Here is a 17,784-nt window from a genome sequence, read left to right as displayed (position 1 = left end):
AGGCACCATCATGGCGATAAGAGAAGAAGAGTTGGCAGCAGGCCGCCACTGGCACGGATTTGTGCAGGGGAAATGGCAAACGGCCATTGATGTGAAAGATTTTATCGATAAAAATATGACAGTTTATACAGGAGATCATGCCTTCCTGGCTGGTCCTACGGAAGCAACGAATGAGCTATGGCAGGTGGTCAGCGCGCTGACCCGCCAAGAGCGGGAGAACGGGGGCGTATTGGACATCGATGTTCACACGGTGTCCACGATTACCTCACATGCGCCCGGTTATATCGCCAAGAACGAGGAGAAAATCGTCGGTCTGCAAACCGACGCTCCTCTGAAGCGCTCCGTGCAGCCTTTCGGCGGTATCCGCATGGTGATCGATGCTTGCGAGGCCTACGGATTCAAGCTGCCGGAAGAAATCATCCAAGTGTTCACAGATATTCGCAAAACGCATAACCAAGGTGTGTTCGATGCTTACACGTCGGAGATGAAAACAGCGCGCAAGGCTGCCATTATTACTGGGCTGCCGGATGCTTACGGCCGCGGTCGGATCATCGGCGATTACCGGCGTGTTGCGCTGTATGGCGTGGACCGATTAATCGCAGAAAAGCAGAAAGATCTTCTGCAGATGGAAGTTGACGCCATCACGGAGGATGTGATTCGGCTGCGCGAGGAGCTTTCCGAGCAGATTCGCAGTTTGGGTGAATTAAAGATGATGGCTAAGTCGTATGGCTTCGATATTGCGAAGCCGGCAGCGACTGCCAAGGAAGCTGTGCAATGGCTGTATTTTGCCTATTTGGCCGCGATTAAAGAGCAGAATGGCGCGGCGATGAGCCTTGGACGAGTATCCAGCTTCCTTGATATTTATATCGAGCGGGATCTCTCCGAGGGGACGCTAACAGAAGATGAGGCGCAGGAGCTTGTTGACCATTTTGTGATGAAGCTGCGTATTGTGAAGTTTCTGCGTACTCCTGATTATAACGAGTTATTCAGTGGGGACCCTACGTGGGTGACCGAATCCATTGGCGGCATGGGACTGGATGGCCGAGCGCGAGTGACCAAAAATTCCTTCCGTTTCCTTCATACCTTATACAATCTGGGGCCGGCGCCTGAACCGAATTTAACCGTGCTCTGGTCTACGCAGCTGCCGGATGGCTTCAAGGCTTACTGTGCCAAAGTATCTGCCGAGACCAGCTCGATTCAATACGAGAATGATGATCTCATGCGTCCATACTACGGGGATGACTACGGCATTGCTTGCTGTGTCTCCGCTATGCGTATCGGCAAGCAGATGCAATTCTTCGGCGCTCGCGCCAATTTAGCCAAAGCTTTGCTGTATGCCATTAACGGTGGGGTAGATGAGAAGCTTGGGATTCAGGTTGGCCCCCGGATAGCACCTGTAACTTCGGATGTGTTGAACTACGAACAAGTCGTGGAAAACTTCGATACGATCATGGAGTGGCTGGCGAAGCTGTATGTGAACACCCTTAATGTGATTCACTATATGCATGACAAATATTGCTATGAGCGCTTGGAGATGGCTTTGCATGATCGTGAAATTGTACGCACCATGGCAACAGGCATCGCCGGATTATCAGTTGTAGCCGACTCGCTCAGCGCGATTAAGCATGCGAAGGTGCGCCCGGTTCGCAATGAACAAGGCATCGCCGTTGATTTTGAGATTGAGGGCGAGTACCCGCAGTACGGCAATAATGATGAGCGGGTAGATGCCATTGCTGTGCAATTGACGGAAACGTTCATGAATAAGATTAGGAAGCATACCACGTATCGGGGCGCGGTGCCAACAATGTCCGTTCTGACCATCACCTCGAATGTCGTATATGGCAAAAAGACAGGAAGCACACCGGATGGCCGCAAAGCCGGAGAGCCCTTTGCGCCAGGCGCCAATCCTATGCATGGCCGCGACCGGAAGGGAGCGTTAGCTTCACTCGCTTCCGTTGCCAAGCTGCCTTATGAACATTGCCTCGACGGGATATCCAATACGTTCTCTATCGTGCCGAAGGCACTTGGCCGGGAAGAGGAGACGCGCATTTCGAATCTAGTTGCTATGCTTGACGGCTATATGGCCAATCAAGGGCATCACTTGAATATTAATGTGTTTGATCGAGCGAAGCTGTTAGATGCTATGGAGCATCCGGAGTTGTATCCGCAATTGACGATTCGTGTCTCCGGGTATGCGGTAAACTTCATCAAGCTGACCAAGGAACAGCAGCTTGACGTGATACATCGTACCTTCCACGGCACGATGTAAGAATAGAGAGGGGGCAGACCAATGAAAGGACGCATACATTCCTTCGACACCTTCGGCACCGTTGACGGTCCGGGCATCCGCTTTGTGCTTTTCATGCAGGGCTGTGCGCTGCAGTGCCAGTACTGCCATAATCCGGATTCATGGGAAATGAATGCGGGCAGACCGATGGAGGTAGACGAGATTCTCCGGGAGATTGAACCCTACGTCGAGTACTACCACCGGTCGGGAGGCGGCATTACGGTAACAGGAGGGGAGCCGACTTTGCAGGCCCCCTTCCTGGCCCGTTTGTTTGCCGAATGCCGCAAGCGTTGGGGCTTGCATACCACCCTGGATACCAACGGGTTTTGTGAGCCGAGTCATGCGCAGGAGCTGCTGGACGTAACGGATTTAGTGCTGCTTGATCTGAAACAGATCAATCCAGAGACGCACATCGCGCTGACGGCGCAGCCTAATGATCGGATCAAGCGCTTTGGCCAATATCTGAGCGAGATAGGCAAACCTGTCTGGATTCGCCACGTACTTGTACCTGGTTGGACGGATGAGGCCAAGGATCTGCTTGAGCTTGGCAAGTTTATCGGCACTTTGCAAAACGTAAGTAAACTGGAACTACTGCCCTATCACAGAATGGGCGTTCATAAGTGGCAGCAAATGGGGAAAGAATATCCGCTCGAACAATGCCCTACGCCGACAGATCAACAAGTTGCCCGGGCGAGGGATCTAATTGAACAAGGTAGATTAAAAATAACCAGCAGCGCAGGATGAATTCCAGCACTACTGGTTATTTTTTAGGATGATTCATAGGAAGTACTCCTCTTGAAGGCCAACGTGCTGCAGATCGTTCGGTTCTTCCTGATCGTACAACCCAGCTGCTTTTTCCGCAAATACTTTGCCATACTCACAGCAGAAATCATCGCGCAAGGCTTCTAACTCTTCATTATGCAGGGTTGTCATAGAAATCACTCCTCTTCTTTGATGATTTAATTATATAACTTGCCAGAGTATATGTATGTGATAAATTTCACATGTGCTGTGTGATTTAGCGCACAGCGAGAAGTCAATTCTGCCGCTATACTGAAGATAGTGAAGGAAATGATGACTTTGGGAGGGACGCAGTATGGCAATACATGCCACTGGCTATGCTTCAGGGATTGCTTCTTCAAACCCAGACGAGCTTGCATATGCGACCGATCGATTAAGGGCAGAGCATGAGGAATTGAGAGATCAGCTAAGGCTGCTCGAAACGAGCGCCAAGGAAGTGATTCTGTCGGATGATTTGGTGAAGGGCATACAGCTTGTCCAAGAACTCAGAGATCGCACCCAGCGATTCGTTGAAGTGCTGAAACGGCATTCGGATTGGGAAGAGAAGGAATTGTTTCCGTTTCTGCTGACCTATTTTGATCGTCACTCGGGACCTTCTATCCTGCCTTCTTTCTGGGTATTGGAAAAAGATCATCAACTCGGTTTGTCGTTTATCGAATCTTTCCAGGAAGCTGTTTGCAAGGTATCACCTCTTGTTCCTAAGAAGCAACTAGCGGAGATCACATCGCATCTCGTTCAGGCGTGCTTGATATTAAACGACCACTTTACCATGGAGGAACAGCTAGTTTTTCCAATAACGGAGCAAGTAATGACAGATTTGGAGTCATTTTTTTGTTGAAATAGGACCGATGATGAATACCAAGGAGATGAGCGAAATGAGATTAATTATACATGGCAAAGATGTAACAGTGACTCCTTCCTTGCATGAATATGCGGAACGCAAATTGGGACGATTGGAATCCTGGTATGAAGAAGATTGCGACATGCATGTTACGCTGTCTGTGCAAGGCCACAAACAAGTTCATGCGGTAGAAGTCACAATCACCTGCCAAGGCGTTGTGCTTCGTGCAGAAGAAAAAAGCGAGGATATGTACGCATCGATCGATGGCGTCGCCGATAAATTAGAGAGACAGACGCGAAAGTTAAAGGACAAAATTAAGCATCGCATACGCCAACAAGGCGGGGTAAGAGAGATGTCTGGTCGGCTGGAAGGGGCGGACAGAGAGGACGATGCCCTCTTTGAAGTAGCCCGTGTGAAGATCGTTCCGAATAAGCCGGAAGATATCGATGAAGCCATTCTCCAAATGATGCTGTTGGATCACAGTTTCCACATGTTTTATAACCGGGATACCAATAAAACCGAACTTGTGTATCGTCGCCATGATGGCACATTCGGACTTATTACAACGGCATAGAGTAAGGGGCAGGGCAAGTGGCAGGGCTTGAGGCAAAGCTTGAGGCAAAGCAAATGCAAGAGCAAGAGGCAGGGCTTGAGGCAAATGCAAATGCAAGAGCAAGAGCAAGAGCAAGCGCAAGCGCAAGAGCAAAAGCAAGAGCAAGAGCAAGAGCAAATGCAAGAGCAAGAGCAAGAGCAAGCGCAAGAGCAAGAGCAAGAGCAAGAGCAAGAGCAAGAGGCAGGGGTGAATTAACCCCTTGCCTCTTTTTTTGGTTTGGGATGAGCGAAGCCTTGCTTTTTTTTGGGGGTTGGGGTGAGCGAACTTGGCCCCCCACTTTGGGCTCGGTACGCGGAGAATAAGGTAGCTAAACGTGCTTATTTGTTTGAATGGCTGCTGTTTTGGGGGCATAAGCAAGGTATGAGTGCTTATGGTTCGTCCTTCGAAGAAAGAACGACGGAATTTTCCCGTGCTCATCATTGTACACACGGGTTTGATTGAGGAGCTAGTTCAGCTGCCTCGCGCGGTGAGGGAACTACAGTACGCTATTATAGCAAAAAGTGCCATTATCGCGAGGTTGAGGGAACTACAGTACGCTAATTTGTTGTTTTTAGGGAAATTTAGCGCTTTTCGTGGATATAAGACCCTGTAGTTCCGCTATTGTCCCAGCATCCCTGCTATTTGCCTAAATAGCGTACTGTAGTTCCCCTACTAGGATTTGTCGCTTGGAAGCGGCTCATCTCTCAGGGCGGAGAATTCCAGATGCACTATAGAAAGATAATGATCACGCTTCCTCCTAAATGCTCCTTCATAACGCCTATTGAGTTCGTTAGCACGTCAGAGTAGCCTTTTTCTCGTCGATAAGCGTCATAGAGTTCGTTAGCACGTCAGAGTAGCCTTTTCTCGTCAATAAGCGTCATAGCGTTCGTTAGCACGTCAGAGTAGCCTTTTTCTCGTCGATAAGCGTCATAGAGTTCGTTAGCACGTCAGAGTAGCCTTTTTCTCGTGGATAAGCGTCATAGAGTTCGTTAGCACGTCAGAGTAGCCTTTTCTCGTCGATAAGCGTCATAGCGTTCGCTAGGTTTGACAGGCTGGCCGAGGATCTGTTGATCTGATAAATGCCGACAAAAGTCATAATTCTACAAAAGAAAATCAAAATAGTGGCAAAGTTGCCTAAGCCCCTTCCCCTATAATGAGAGCTATGAAGAAGACAAGGGAGGTTCAGATGAGGATGAATTTAGTAGAAGGAGATAACAGACTGCCATGAGTGAACAGCAGGCAAAACCCACGATTTATCCGGTCCTATTTGCGATAGGTTCGGCTCATTTGATCAATGATGCGCTGCAAGCCGTCATTCCGGCTTCTTACCCGATCTTGAGGGATTCGCTGCATTTGTCGTTTACGCAAATAGGAATCATTACGTTCATCTTGTATTTTTCGTCTTCGGTGATGCAGCCGTTTGTCGGCATGTATGCGGATGCGCGACCTACGCCGAAATTACTGCCCATAGGCATGGCGATCGCCCTTCTCGGCATGCTGGGGCTGGCTTTGGCCCCGGGGTATGCGATGGTGCTCGCCGCTGTTGCCTGTGTAGGCGTAGCTTCCGCAATGTTCCACCCGGAGGGATCACGGATTTCCTACTTGGCTGCCGGGCAGCGCAGAGGCTTGGCCCAATCCATCTTCCAGGTTGGAGGCAACACCGGCAACGCGCTTGCGCCGCTGATGACGGCACTGATCTTTTTCCCATATGGACAATTCGGAGCCATCTGGTTCACGCTGCTAGCAGCTATAGGCATAGCTATTCAGCTGCGGGTTGCACGCTGGTATAGAGCGCATCTATCGCTCATTCCAGTGAAAAAGGGCAATGCCAACGCCAGGCCGTTGGACGAAAAGCACAAAAAAGCGATCCGATATGCCATCATTCTGATTATTTTCATCGCTTTTGCCAGATCATGGTTTGGATCCAGCATTTCGACCTATTTCGTATTCTACTTGATTGAGCATTTTCAAATATCCGTACCTACAGCGCAGCTGTATATATTCATTTATTTGGGCGCAGGTATTCTCGGAACATTCGTGGGAGGCCCGCTGTCAGACCGAATTGGCCGGAAAAGTGTGATTTTGCTTTCACTGCTCGGCTCGGCTCCGTTCGCTATGCTGCTCCCGCATGCCAATGAGCTGTGGACTTATCCGCTATTATTTTTACTCGGTGTGCTCAATCATAGCAGTTTTTCTGTCACGGTGGTGTATGTGCAGGAGTTGGTACCTGGCAAGGTGGGAACCGTTTCGGGCTTGATTACAGGACTTTCCTTCGGCATGGGGGCGATTGGTGCTGTAGCATTGGGAGGGCTGATTGACGCAACAAGTTTGACCCTGGTAATTACAGCCTGCTCGTTTATGCCTTTATTGGGCGGCATGGGCTTCCTGCTTCCATCTGATAAGAAGATTCGCGATTGGTCTGCCCAACAAATTTCAGTAGAGAGGTGAATGCGATGAACCACAATTCCTCGGTAGTCTCCATGGATAGACCGGTTTCCAAGCGACGGCTAGGATCGTTGCAGCGCAAAGAATCGTTTGCAGGTCTATTGTTCGTTAGTCCTATGATCCTGGGCGTTACGTTTCTAACGCTCATTCCTATTATAGCTACATTCCTGATAGCGTTCTCGGATTGGAACTTTATCATGGGGCTTAGCGGTTTCAAATGGGTTGGTTTTAGCAACTTCCAAACCCTGATGAGCGATGTCACATTTTTGAAGTCGATGAAAAATAATGCCATGTTCTTGCTGACGGTCCCAATCTATATGGGGATTGCTCTGCTGCTCGCGATTCTGATCGAGAAGCATATTTATTTCAAAAGTTTTTTTAAGGTCGCTTTTTTCATGCCCTATATTTCCAGTGTGGTCGCTGTTGCGACGGTGTGGATGGTGCTGTTCAATCCGTCTACAGGACCTGTAAATCAATTTCTGACCTCTATCGGCATTGATAATCCGCCCAAATGGATCGCAGATCCGTCCTACGCGCTGCCTTCGCTAATGATGGTATCCGTATGGATATCGATTGGTTTCAATATGATCATTTATATTGCTGGATTGCAGGACATTCCCAAGGATCTATATGAAGCGGCCGACATTGACGGTGCCAACGGTTGGGTGAAATTTCGGCGAATTACGCTGCCGCTCTTATCGCCTACCTCTTTCTTTCTACTCGTCTCCGGCATCATTGCTACCTTTAAAGTATTCGATTTGATAGCCATCCTGACAAGAGGCGGACCGATGAGATCTACTTCGATGATGGTGTGGGACATGTATGAAATGGCTTTTGTGAATTTGAAAATAGGTTATGCCTCCTCGATGGCATCTGTTTTGTTCTTCTGCGTTTTGCTAATTACGATCCTGCAATGGTTCGGTCAAAAGAAATGGGTCAATTATTAGGAAGGAGGAAGCCTTGTGCAATCAGCCATGAATTTACGTAAAATAGTGCTCACTGTCATCATGTTTCTGTTCAGCTTGCTTTTTCTAATGCCCTTTTTCTGGATGATTTCGGCCTCGTTCAAGATTGAAGCGGATGTATTTAATTTTCCTATTGAATGGATTCCTGTCCACTGGAATGCTTGGGGCAATTACAAGGAGGTGTGGTTTGGTAATTATCCCTTCTATACGTACTATTGGAATTCCATTAAAATTAGTGTACTAACGACGCTGATCTCCTGCACGGTTTCCAGTTTGGCCGCCTATGGCTTCTCTAAGGTTCAATTTCCTGCAGGCAAGTGGCTGTTCCTGATCGTACTTGCCACCTATATGGTACCTGGGCAGGCCATTCTTATTCCGCAGTTTATTTTATACCGCTCCGCTGGTTTTTTTGATACCCATATGGGATTGATTATTCTTAATAGCTTTAGTGTGCTCGGTACGTTTATGTTGAGACAGTTTTTTATAGGCATCCACAACGAATACATTGAATCGGCCAAAATGGAAGGCGCGGGTCATTTCAGAATCTATTTAAGCATTGCGCTTCCCCTGGTGCGACCGGCTATAGCCACATATGCCATTCTGCGATTCATTTGGACGTGGAATGATTATCAGAATCCATTAATTTTCTTGCGAACAGATAAGTTGTATACGATTCAGCTCGCTATGCAGAAGTTCTCAAGCATTAACGGAGAATTCTATTCCCTCATTATGGCTGCCGCAGTTTCAGCGATCTTCCCGCTGCTTATCGTTTTCCTGATAGGGCAGAAAAGTGTTATTGAAGGCATCTCAATGGGTGGCGTGAAAGGGTAGTTGGCGTTATAAAGTCAAAATAGTCGGTAAAAAAGTCAATTCTCTTTTATAGAAGGAACAGAAGATCTTGTTACAATAATCGAGCAAGTAGTGGAAGCGCTATCACAAAACATGGAGGGGTACACTTGAAAAAGAATGTGTTCAAGGTTTTGCTTGTAGGAACTATGGCACTAAGTCTGCTTGTCGGTTGTTCCACCGGAAGTAAAACACAGTCCAATGAGGGGAACAGCACACCGTCTGGCGGGAAGTCGAAGGATGCGGTTACGATTCGGTTTTTGACGCACGGGATGGACTCGAACTATAACTGGAAGGAAACAATTCCGGCTTTTGAGAAGAAATTTCCCGATATTAAGATTGATCTGGTTCAACTTAGCGATAAAGGGGATACGGCTGAGGCGAATAAGAAGCTCGATTTGGCCGCTTCCTCCGGGGAAACGATGGATGTGTTGATGCTGACGGACCCAGCCAGCTTTGCGAAGCGGGTTGCCTTAGGGATTGCTGCGCCGATGGATGAGTTTATTGCCAAAGAAGGTTTTAAGGTTAGTGAAGAATATAAGGTAGATACCCAGCTTAACGGCAAGTATTACGCCCTTCCGACGAAGCTTACACCTTGGTATGTTGTCTTGAACAAAGACCATTTGGATCAAGCGGGACTGAAAGTGCCTACGGATTGGACTTGGGATGAGTTCAGGGAATATGCCAAGAAACTGACCAAAGGCGAGGGTACAACGAAGCGTTACGGGGCTTTCTTCCACGGGCCGACGGACGGCGGATTCATGGAGTTTATGAAGCTGCAGTTAGGCAATCAACCGGATAATATGGAGTTCCTGAAAGCGGATGGCACCTCCAATCTCGATAGTCCATTATTTAGAAAGACGATTGAGCTTTACCTCAAAATGGAGAAAGAAGATAAATCCTTAACTCCGTATGACGAAAGGATATCGCAAAAACTGCACTATCGTCCTGCCTTCTTCAACCAAACGACAAGCATGGTTCTGATGGGCAGCTGGTTTACTAGCGAGCTTGGCGGTACCGAGCAATTCCCGCTGAACTTCAACGTTGCCGTAGCACCGTATCCCAAAAATGCACCTGGCGATCCTAGCGGCTACGCGCCGTATATCACAGATTACATGGCGATAGCGGCCAATTCCAAACATAAGGAAGAAGCGTATAAGTTCATTCGTTGGTATACGACAGAAGGACAAATCGTACAAGGCAAACAAATCCCATCATGGAGCAAAGTAAAGCCGGAGGAAATGGGGAAAATTGTCGATGTCATTCTGAGCAAAACGAAGAACCCGGAAAAGGTGGATAAAGCCTCTATCACGAACGTGATGACGGGTTACAAATCAGCCAAATCAATTCCTCCTGTGACGTATCAAGCAGAAATCAATAAAGCGATCAATGAGGAATTTGAATTGTTGATTTTTGGCAAGCAAGATATAGACACGATGATCAAAAAATCCAAAGATCGCGTTCAAAAATTGATTGATGCCAATAAAAAATAAGAAGCTATAATAGAAGCAAGTAGGAGGGGGCGTATTCTAGCCCTTCCTGGTGTCAATAAGGGAGGAATCGCAGATGTGGAAGTTGCTGGCTAGAATGATGCCACCCCGAACGCTTCGATTTAAACTGATGATTGCATCTGTTGTCTGCATCTTGATTCCGGCTTGTATAACGATGTCGGTCTACAATTATTTAACGCGGGACGCCGTTAAGGAACAAGCGGTATCCAATGCGGCGGAATCTCTAAAGCTGGTAGACGGCTACGTCACGAATCTACTCAAGTACATGCTGAATATTGCGAATTATATTCAAATGGATGCTGAAATTAATACGATTTTGAAGGAAGTTTCAGGAACGGGATATCAGGGAGACGATATTGAATACCGGAGATTTGCAGACAGGTATAAAATAACCAGCAAAATCACGAATATTACTTTCACAGGCGAGAAAAGCTATGTGACGATTTTATTGAAAAACGGGACGTATTATACGAATTACCCGCTGTATGAGTATGATCCGATGCAAACCTTTGAAGAGCCGTGGTTCGGTAAGTTGAAAGATTTGAGCGGGATTCAGTCCTACTGGGTGGGGACGGCACCAACCGTGTTTTCAACGGAAAAATCATTGAAGAATGCCCACCAAATCTCTGTAGCCCGCACATTGCGAGGCGAGGGGCTCGATATTTACGGCTATGTCATTGTCACCATCATGGAAAATCAGGTGAACCAAATTTTTAACCGAATTGCTTCAGATCAGGGAACCTTGCTGCTGGATGAGTCGGATACCATCCTTTCCCAAAGGAACAGCGAACACGTTGGATTGAAATTTCCCTATGTGAAGCAAGCAGCCGAACACGCTTCGGATATCATTCGTATTGAGAATGAAGATTACTTGCTGACTACGCTCCCGCTAAGCGTTACGGATTGGAAGCTTGTGTCATTAATTCCTTATAAAAAAGCGATTTTCAAAATCGATTCTATTTTTAAGAAAGTATTTATGTATCAAGTCATTTCATTTCTTGTCTTTTTATTGCTGCTGCTGTATCTCCTGCAAGCCTTTACAAAACCGCTGGCGCATCTTGGCAGGGTGGCGGCAACGGTACGGCGAGGCAATCTGGAGGTTCGCTCCTTTATCCGGGGCAAGGATGAAATCGGAATTCTCGGCATGTCCTTCGATCAAATGCTCGATCACATCAAATATATGATTGCTGAAATTACAGTCACCCAGACGCGCAAGCGCAAGGCAGAACTGGCTATGCTGCAGGTGCAGATCAATCCGCATTTCTTGTTTAATGTCCTGAATTCGATTCGAATGAAGGTGCTGCGGAAAGGGGATGTGGAAAGCGCGCAAATGATAAGCTCACTCTCCAAGCTGCTGAGAATGACGATCTCTCAGGATCAAGATTTGATCTACTTTCACGAGGAAGTGGAGACCATCAAGGAGTACGTGCAATTAATGGATATGCGGCAAAAGGAAAAGGTGAATCTTGAAGTGGATGTGTCGCCGGATGTGCTTTTTCAGAAGGTGCCGAGATTCTTTTTACAGCCGATTATCGAAAATGCACTTATTCACGGGCTGAACCAATGCGCTGGAACGATTACGTTGAAGGCAGTTGTCAATGAACGCCAATTCGTCGTGATTGTTGAGGATAATGGGGAAGGCATGGAGCCCCACGTATTAGCCTCGCTTCGCCATACTGTGCTGACTGGCAAAGGCTTGGACACGGCGGAGGGAGAGGATGTATACCGCTTCTCCAGCGTAGGTCTGCCTAATGTATGGGAACGGATGAAGCTGACCTTTGGTGATGCTTTCGAAATGAAGATCGACAGTGAACGCGGAAAAGGAAGCTGGGTAACGATGCTTTTTCCTAGGGAATTGGAGGGGCGCAGCGATGTATAAAGTGATGTTGGTGGATGATGACTATCCTGTTCTTGAATTATTATCGGAAGCCATTGCCTGGGAACGCCTCGATTTGCAGTTGACCAGTGTTCATGAGAATGGGATGAGCGCGCTGGAAGCATGCGATGAGGACATGCCGGATATTATCATTACGGATATTGGCATGCCCAAGATGAACGGTCTGGACCTCATTCGTGAGCTGCAGCAGCGGAAGCCGGATATTCGGGTCGCTATTCTGTCCTGCCATAGTGAATTTCATTATGCGCAGCAGGCTATGAAGCTGAATGTTCAGGATTACCTGCTCAAGGATACGCTGAATCCGGCAGATTTGGAGAAGCTGCTATTGCAGTTCAAGGAGAAGCTGGACCAAGAGCAGCAGCACGATCAGCTTCACACACATCTGCTTGATCTGGTTGATCGCAGCAAAGAGATGATGAAGGAGAAGTTTATTCGCAGCACAATCCATGAGCCTATTCTGGATGCTGCCAAATGGCAGGTGGAAGCCAAAGCCTTCGGTTTAAGCTTTCAGGGGCAAGTATGCCTGCCGGTCATGGGCTTCATCAGCAACTACCGAAGCGTTGCGCAGCGATTCGTATCCAACGATATTTTACGCTTTGCTGTCAACAATGTGATTCGGGAGGTCTTGGACAAAGAGCGTTCCGGGGCGATTCATGCCAGCTATGATGCCAAAGAATCCTTTATGCTGTTTCTGTATCCGCCAGGTCTTAAGGTGAATCCGTATGAGCAAACAAAGCGGACGATTCTTTTGATACAAGGAGCACTGCGCCGTTTCTTGAAAATAACGATGACTTACTTGATTGGAACGATAAGCACCACCCCCGAAGAGCTGAAGCTGGGCCTTAGAGGGCTGCTGGGCAGCACGGCGCAGCGCTTCTATTTAGGCGAAGGGGAGATTGCCAGACAACAGGAGCGGGAACTTGTCCCAGCTTATGTATTCTCTTACTACGATAAAGCCAATGAAGAGTTCAGGGACATTCTGGTCGATAAACAAGAAGCGTCCTTGCTGCCAACCGTTAAGCGCTGGATGAACGTATTCAAAGAGCAAACCTGTCCACCGGAGATGGTGAAGGATTGGGTATTGAAGCTGCTGCTGGATTTGAAACTGAAATTGGAGTCTTTGCAGCATTTCCGATCCACGTATTCCGTTGATGTGATGCACAAGGATATCCTGGAGATCGATACCATGACGGAATTGGAGCATTGGCTTATCGATTACTTCCACTCCGCCATATCCGTGACAGGGGAGATTATGGACCAGAGCAAGCGTCTGTCCGTGCTGAATGCCTTGCAATATGTGTCTATGAATTTGGATAAGCGCATTTCTCTGGAGGAAGTGGCCGAGCATCTGTTTCTGAATTCCAGCTACTTCAGCCGTCTGTTCAAGAAGGAAACCGGGGAAACCTTTATTGAGTATGTAACGCGAATGAAAATGGAAAGAGCGAAGGAACTGCTGGATATGACCAATGAGCCTATGTGTAAAATTTGCGAGCTGCTGGGATATGACAGCCAGAGCTATTTTATCAAAATATTTAAGTCATATAACGGGCTGACCCCTGTTGAATACAGGAAGCTGAAATCATTTACTAGTGTCAAAGTGTAGATAAGGAATGTGGGGTGGACTAACCATGACAAAATATGCATTTGTAACCGGCGCGGACCGGGGGTTGGGGTATGAGTTGGCGGTTCAGCTGTTGAAAAGGGGATACACCGTGTTCGCTGGACGATTTTTGCGCGATTGGGTCCAGCTCGACAAAGCGGTTTATGCCTATGACGGAAGGCTAATCGCGATTGATTTGGACGTATCGGATGACGAGAGCGTCAGGCAAGCCGCGATCAAGATCTCTGGGTATACGAGCAAGCTGGATCTCGTTATTAATAATGCGGGTATCGCCAGCGGCAAGGACGATGAGATTTTTAGCGAGATCGATTTCAATGCGGTAATGGGGCTGTACAATGTGAATGCATTGGGTCCGCTGCGTGTGACGAATGCGATCATATCCCTGTTGATGAACGGGGAAGACAAGCTGATCGTTAACATTTCCTCCGAAGCTGGACAGATTAATCAAACGTGGCGGGAGAGTTGGTATGGTTACTGCATGTCGAAGGCGGCATTAAACATCCAATCTAATATTGTTCATAATCAATTGAAGCATAAAGGCGGACGCGTTCTTGTCATTCACCCAGGCTGGATGAAGACGTACATGAGTGGGAAATTAAACGATTCAGCCGATGTCGCAGCGGAAGAAGCGGCTTCACAGATCGTAGAAACGCTGTTGCAGTATCAAAAAAACAAAGAAGTACTAACGCACCCGGCTTTCCTTGATTACAAGGCAGAGGAAATGAGCTGGTAAGCAGATCGAAAGGGGCTTGTATGCATATGAACAACAACCAAAAAGCTTTATTGCTGGGGGACATCACAAACGCCAAATATCATCCACTTCAAGCGGTGGCTGATGACATAACGGATGTGTTCCAGGATCATATCGATGTGGAAATATCGGAGGACCGGGAGAAGCTAACGGTTGAACAGCTGAAAGCGTTCGATCTATTCATTTCCTATACCGATAGTTGGAAGATTCAGGTGACGCCAGAGCAAGTAGCAGGCGTATTAGCCTACGTAAGCGGCGGCGGCGGGCTGCTTGTTATACATAATGGAGTATCGCTGCAAGCGAGATATGAGCTGAGTCAATTGATAGGCGCCAAATTTACAGGACATCCTCCCTATACATCCTTAGATTTCCATCTTACCTCTGCCGAGCACGAAATTACGCAGGGGATTGAGTCCTTCTGCATGGATGAGGAGCCTTACCGTTACGACATGGATCCGTTGTCAGAGAAGACCGTGCTGCTCGAATATACGCATGAGGGCAAGAAGTGGCCTGCTGCCTGGGCGCATGAGTACGGTCTGGGTCGAGTTGTTTATCTCATGCCTGGGCACCATGTGGAATCATTCAAGCACCCGACGTACCGGAAGTTGATTCTTCAGGCTGGTCAATGGGCTTTGCGAAAGCAGCCTTAGCGCTCGGGAAGGGCGGCGGCGAAAGTCAGTTGGGAAACGCTTCAGGGGCAAGAGTGAGAGAAATGCGTTAGGGGCAAGAGTGAGTGAAATGCGTTAGGGGCAAGAAATTGGGAAAACTTAGGGGTAAAAAGCGGCTTCGTTGCCCTAAGTGATGAACCTCTTAAAATAGATAAATCCTAGATTAAGGGAACTGTAGGACGTTATTTAGGTAAATGGTGGATTTTATAAGGCGAGGCGGAACTACAGGGTCTTATTTCCGGAAAAAGCGCTGAATTTCCCAGAAAACAGCAAAATAGCGGACTGTAGTTCCCTCAACCTCGCCATATTGACACTTTTGGCTAGAATAGCGCACTGTAGTTCCCTTATCCTTATTTCTGTGCGACGCAGCTACAATAACTCCTCGATCACTCCAAAAGTTCATCTCTTTTAAAGGCCTGCGGCGAGGCCATCTACAATGTGAAGTGCACCCCCTAGAACTTTCATCGGTTTAACCCAAGGGTTTTTCCAATGTCTATTCTAAGGGGTGCACTTCATGACCTCAGGTGGAGGGTTTTCAAAAGCCTACAGCGTTGCACCTTTTCCGCCATCGACATTCACCGAGGTGCCGGTCACATAGGAAGCGGCATCGGATACGAGAAACGCGATGACGTTGGCGGCCTCTTGCGTATAACCGATGCGTCCCAATGGGATCTGATGATGGGGAAGCTGCGAGAACTGCTCCCAGGTCAGTTCAGGATGCTGGTTTTTCCAGCTTCTCTCGATTTGATCGCTTTGTATTAATCCTACGCAGACGGCATTCACGCGAATATGGCTGGCGGCCAAATCCTGGCTCATCGCCTTGGTTAGCGCCAGGCCTGCGGCACGGCTGACCGAAGTGGGCAGCGATGATGCGGCAGGGGTTTTGGCGGAGGATGTGGACATGTTCACAATCGCTCCTTTGCCTGACTCCTTTAAGTAAGGCAGCGCAGCTTTGGAACAATGAATAGCACCGAACAATTTCAAGTCGAGATCCTGCGTCCACACCTCGTGTGTAGCTTGCTCGAAAGGGCTGGCGGCGAAAGTGCCGGCATTATTGATCAAAATATCCAATCGCCCGAAGCGCTCCACGGTTTCCGCAACAGCCCTTTGGCAATCTTCCTCGGATGAAACGTTGGCTTGAATATAGTGAACCTTCGCGCCGGTTTTCTCTACGATCTTCGCTGCAGCGCTTCGCAGGTCATCCTCATTGCGAGCACAAATGGCGATATGGGCGCCTTCAGACGCTAGCGTTATCGCGGTCACTAATCCGATCCCCTTGCTTCCGCCGGTAATCAGAGCTACTTTTCCTGCCAATCCCAAATCCATGTCGTATCCCCCTATCATTCCTAGGCTTAATGAACCTTCCATAAGTATAGTGAAAATGGACATCTTTCCTTATCTTTATTTTGATTATTCGTAGCATTATTTTTACTTCATTGGCGAGTTTGGTGAATCAGGCAATGGAGGTTGCGTATTTGCTCGAATAGCTCCTCGTTTCCAGAAAGATAAATGGGGTTCAATCAGCGGTTGACTGAAACGGCGAACCCATCCTTGCAACAGCAGCCAAGTCATCGCAGCGGCGAGCAGTAAGACAAGGGCCATCTGTGCAGCTGTATGAACATGGGAGAAGAGTCCCAGAGAAATGGCTGTTTTCGTAATAAAGGCGTGGAGTAAAAACACGTATACCGTGTATTTGCCCCATTCGGTCAGGATAGATGGTGTGCGTGGAACGAAACTCAGAAAGCAAAATGATGCGACAATTTCCAGAACATAAATTCCCAAGCGGTACCCGCCTGTATACCAATGTAAGGTACCTAGCTCGGTATAAGTAAAGCTGCTGTATAACCATTTGGGGTCAAGCGTTGTGACATTCAGAAGGACCAGAATACCCAACAGACCGATGGCGCTGAACCATTTATTCAGACGAATAATCAGCATAGGCACCCTGTCCAATTGAAAATAGTAACCAGCCAGGAAGAAGGGGAAGAAGACTAGCGTCCTTGAGAAGCTGAGCATCGTCCCGGTAAACGGGGCATAGCCGGCAAGGATCCCGAGAACGATAGAAATTGCGAGAGGGTGCTTCAATTTGGTAAAGAGCAGCAGGAGCAGCCGCCAACAAAAATGGCTGAATAAAAACCATAATAAGGAATAGGGAATAAAGAAAGAATAGCGTACACCCGGCGCATGGAAAGCCAGTGCATCGAGCAGGGAGTAAAGGCTTTGGAAGATCAGGTAATGGTAGAAAATAATTTGCAGACTTTGGATACCCGGGACGTCGAGCTTGAAACTTTTGGAGAAATAGCCGGTTGCCATAACAAACATGGGAATATGAAAGGTGTAAATAGCCAGATACAAGGAATGGAAAGCCGGGCTCTGTTGAATGAGCGGTTCGATGCAATTCGCAATGACCACAAACAAAATGAGGAGAAACTTAGCGTTGAGCATGAGCGTATTCGAAGCTGTATGATCTACTTTATCCACAACTATTACCTCCATGAGGGTCGGAATGCCTTCTGTTCTAATGTAAACCCGGCTTCGCGACGCTGCAGTGATGTAAGT

The 17,784-nt window shown here is 47.8% G+C and carries 16 protein-coding genes; 13 read left to right on the top strand and 3 right to left on the bottom strand.

Annotated elements, in window-relative coordinates; all coding sequences use genetic code 11:
* Positions 1–10 precede the first annotated feature (10 nt).
* Both pflB and pflA read left to right on the top strand, forming a co-directional pair.
* A complete protein-coding gene (pflB, locus tag LOZ80_RS28500) occupies positions 11–2,269 on the top strand; it encodes a formate C-acetyltransferase (protein WP_238167831.1) in 2,259 nt (752 codons plus the stop codon).
* Between the two features lie 21 nt (positions 2,270–2,290).
* Entirely contained in the window at positions 2,291–3,031 is a 741-nt protein-coding gene (gene pflA, locus LOZ80_RS28495; RefSeq protein WP_238167829.1) for a pyruvate formate-lyase-activating protein, read from the top strand.
* Positions 3,032–3,064: 33 nt separating this feature from the next.
* Here pflA and LOZ80_RS28490 read toward each other — a convergent pair whose 3' ends face one another.
* On the bottom strand, positions 3,065–3,220 hold the full coding sequence (locus LOZ80_RS28490; RefSeq protein WP_238167828.1) for a hypothetical protein: 156 nt from the start codon (positions 3,218–3,220) through the stop codon (positions 3,065–3,067).
* Positions 3,221–3,383: 163 nt separating this feature from the next.
* On the opposite strand from LOZ80_RS28490, the gene LOZ80_RS28485 reads away from it, so the two are divergent.
* The 11 genes from LOZ80_RS28485 (at position 3,384) to LOZ80_RS28435 (ending at position 15,207) form a co-directional block, all read left to right on the top strand.
* Positions 3,384–3,926, top strand: a complete 543-nt coding sequence (locus tag LOZ80_RS28485) for a hemerythrin domain-containing protein (protein ID WP_238167827.1) — start codon at positions 3,384–3,386, stop codon at positions 3,924–3,926.
* A gap of 37 nt (positions 3,927–3,963) precedes the next feature.
* Positions 3,964–4,503 carry a ribosome hibernation-promoting factor, HPF/YfiA family gene (hpf, locus tag LOZ80_RS28480; protein ID WP_238167826.1) on the top strand — a complete coding sequence of 180 codons (540 nt, stop codon included), beginning with the start codon at positions 3,964–3,966 and terminating at the stop codon, positions 4,501–4,503.
* A gap of 75 nt (positions 4,504–4,578) precedes the next feature.
* On the top strand, positions 4,579–4,737 hold the full coding sequence (locus tag LOZ80_RS28475) for a hypothetical protein (protein WP_238167825.1): 159 nt from the start codon (positions 4,579–4,581) through the stop codon (positions 4,735–4,737).
* A gap of 1,008 nt (positions 4,738–5,745) precedes the next feature.
* A complete protein-coding gene (locus tag LOZ80_RS28470; RefSeq protein ID WP_238167824.1) occupies positions 5,746–6,969 on the top strand; it encodes an MFS transporter in 1,224 nt (407 codons plus the stop codon).
* A 5-nt stretch (positions 6,970–6,974) separates the two neighbouring features.
* A complete protein-coding gene (locus tag LOZ80_RS28465; protein WP_238167823.1) occupies positions 6,975–7,913 on the top strand; it encodes a carbohydrate ABC transporter permease in 939 nt (312 codons plus the stop codon).
* A gap of 27 nt (positions 7,914–7,940) precedes the next feature.
* Positions 7,941–8,762 carry a carbohydrate ABC transporter permease gene (locus LOZ80_RS28460; protein ID WP_238173148.1) on the top strand — a complete coding sequence of 274 codons (822 nt, stop codon included), beginning with the start codon at positions 7,941–7,943 and terminating at the stop codon, positions 8,760–8,762.
* Positions 8,763–8,887: 125 nt separating this feature from the next.
* On the top strand, positions 8,888–10,270 hold the full coding sequence (locus LOZ80_RS28455) for an ABC transporter substrate-binding protein (protein WP_443146983.1): 1,383 nt from the start codon (positions 8,888–8,890) through the stop codon (positions 10,268–10,270).
* A 73-nt stretch (positions 10,271–10,343) separates the two neighbouring features.
* Positions 10,344–12,167 carry a cache domain-containing sensor histidine kinase gene (locus LOZ80_RS28450; RefSeq protein WP_238167822.1) on the top strand — a complete coding sequence of 608 codons (1,824 nt, stop codon included), beginning with the start codon at positions 10,344–10,346 and terminating at the stop codon, positions 12,165–12,167.
* A complete protein-coding gene (locus LOZ80_RS28445; protein ID WP_238167821.1) occupies positions 12,160–13,788 on the top strand; it encodes a response regulator transcription factor in 1,629 nt (542 codons plus the stop codon). The genes LOZ80_RS28450 and LOZ80_RS28445 overlap by 8 nt, the downstream gene beginning before the upstream one ends.
* 25 nt (positions 13,789–13,813) lie before the next feature.
* A complete protein-coding gene (locus tag LOZ80_RS28440; protein WP_238167820.1) occupies positions 13,814–14,539 on the top strand; it encodes an SDR family NAD(P)-dependent oxidoreductase in 726 nt (241 codons plus the stop codon).
* A 26-nt stretch (positions 14,540–14,565) separates the two neighbouring features.
* Positions 14,566–15,207 (top strand): ThuA domain-containing protein, encoded by a 642-nt coding sequence (locus tag LOZ80_RS28435; RefSeq protein WP_238167819.1) that lies wholly within the window; start codon positions 14,566–14,568, stop codon positions 15,205–15,207.
* Between the two features lie 561 nt (positions 15,208–15,768).
* Here the strand turns inward: LOZ80_RS28435 and LOZ80_RS28430 are convergent.
* Both LOZ80_RS28430 and LOZ80_RS28425 read right to left on the bottom strand, forming a co-directional pair.
* Positions 15,769–16,551 carry an SDR family NAD(P)-dependent oxidoreductase gene (locus LOZ80_RS28430; protein WP_238167818.1) on the bottom strand — a complete coding sequence of 261 codons (783 nt, stop codon included), beginning with the start codon at positions 16,549–16,551 and terminating at the stop codon, positions 15,769–15,771.
* A gap of 102 nt (positions 16,552–16,653) precedes the next feature.
* The gene (locus tag LOZ80_RS28425) at positions 16,654–17,706 is read right to left on the bottom strand and encodes an acyltransferase family protein (RefSeq protein WP_238167817.1); all 1,053 of its coding nucleotides are present in this window, start codon (positions 17,704–17,706) and stop codon (positions 16,654–16,656) included.
* Positions 17,707–17,784: the final 78 nt, after the last annotated feature.

The sequence above is a fragment of the Paenibacillus sp. HWE-109 genome (assembly GCF_022163125.1).
Lineage (GTDB): Bacteria > Bacillota > Bacilli > Paenibacillales > NBRC-103111 > Paenibacillus_E.
Note: the sequence above shows the minus strand (reverse complement) of the source record. Positions and strands in the feature narration are given on the sequence as shown.

What these genes read in the sequence shown, in the direction of transcription:
- pflB (WP_238167831.1), top strand. Translation starts at nt 11, where the DNA reads ATGGCGATAAGAGAAGAAGAGTTGGCAGCAGGCCGCCACTGGCACGGA.
- LOZ80_RS28465 (WP_238167823.1), top strand. Translation starts at nt 6,975, where the DNA reads ATGAACCACAATTCCTCGGTAGTCTCCATGGATAGACCGGTTTCCAAG.
- LOZ80_RS28460 (WP_238173148.1), top strand. Translation starts at nt 7,941, where the DNA reads ATGAATTTACGTAAAATAGTGCTCACTGTCATCATGTTTCTGTTCAGC.
- hpf (WP_238167826.1), top strand. Translation starts at nt 3,964, where the DNA reads ATGAGATTAATTATACATGGCAAAGATGTAACAGTGACTCCTTCCTTG.
- LOZ80_RS28445 (WP_238167821.1), top strand. Translation starts at nt 12,160, where the DNA reads ATGTATAAAGTGATGTTGGTGGATGATGACTATCCTGTTCTTGAATTA.
- LOZ80_RS28470 (WP_238167824.1), top strand. Translation starts at nt 5,746, where the DNA reads ATGAGTGAACAGCAGGCAAAACCCACGATTTATCCGGTCCTATTTGCG.
- LOZ80_RS28440 (WP_238167820.1), top strand. Translation starts at nt 13,814, where the DNA reads ATGACAAAATATGCATTTGTAACCGGCGCGGACCGGGGGTTGGGGTAT.
- LOZ80_RS28430 (WP_238167818.1), bottom strand. Translation starts at nt 16,551, where the DNA reads ATGGATTTGGGATTGGCAGGAAAAGTAGCTCTGATTACCGGCGGAAGC.
- LOZ80_RS28435 (WP_238167819.1), top strand. Translation starts at nt 14,566, where the DNA reads ATGAACAACAACCAAAAAGCTTTATTGCTGGGGGACATCACAAACGCC.
- LOZ80_RS28485 (WP_238167827.1), top strand. Translation starts at nt 3,384, where the DNA reads ATGGCAATACATGCCACTGGCTATGCTTCAGGGATTGCTTCTTCAAAC.
- pflA (WP_238167829.1), top strand. Translation starts at nt 2,291, where the DNA reads ATGAAAGGACGCATACATTCCTTCGACACCTTCGGCACCGTTGACGGT.
- LOZ80_RS28490 (WP_238167828.1), bottom strand. Translation starts at nt 3,220, where the DNA reads ATGACAACCCTGCATAATGAAGAGTTAGAAGCCTTGCGCGATGATTTC.
- LOZ80_RS28450 (WP_238167822.1), top strand. Translation starts at nt 10,344, where the DNA reads ATGTGGAAGTTGCTGGCTAGAATGATGCCACCCCGAACGCTTCGATTT.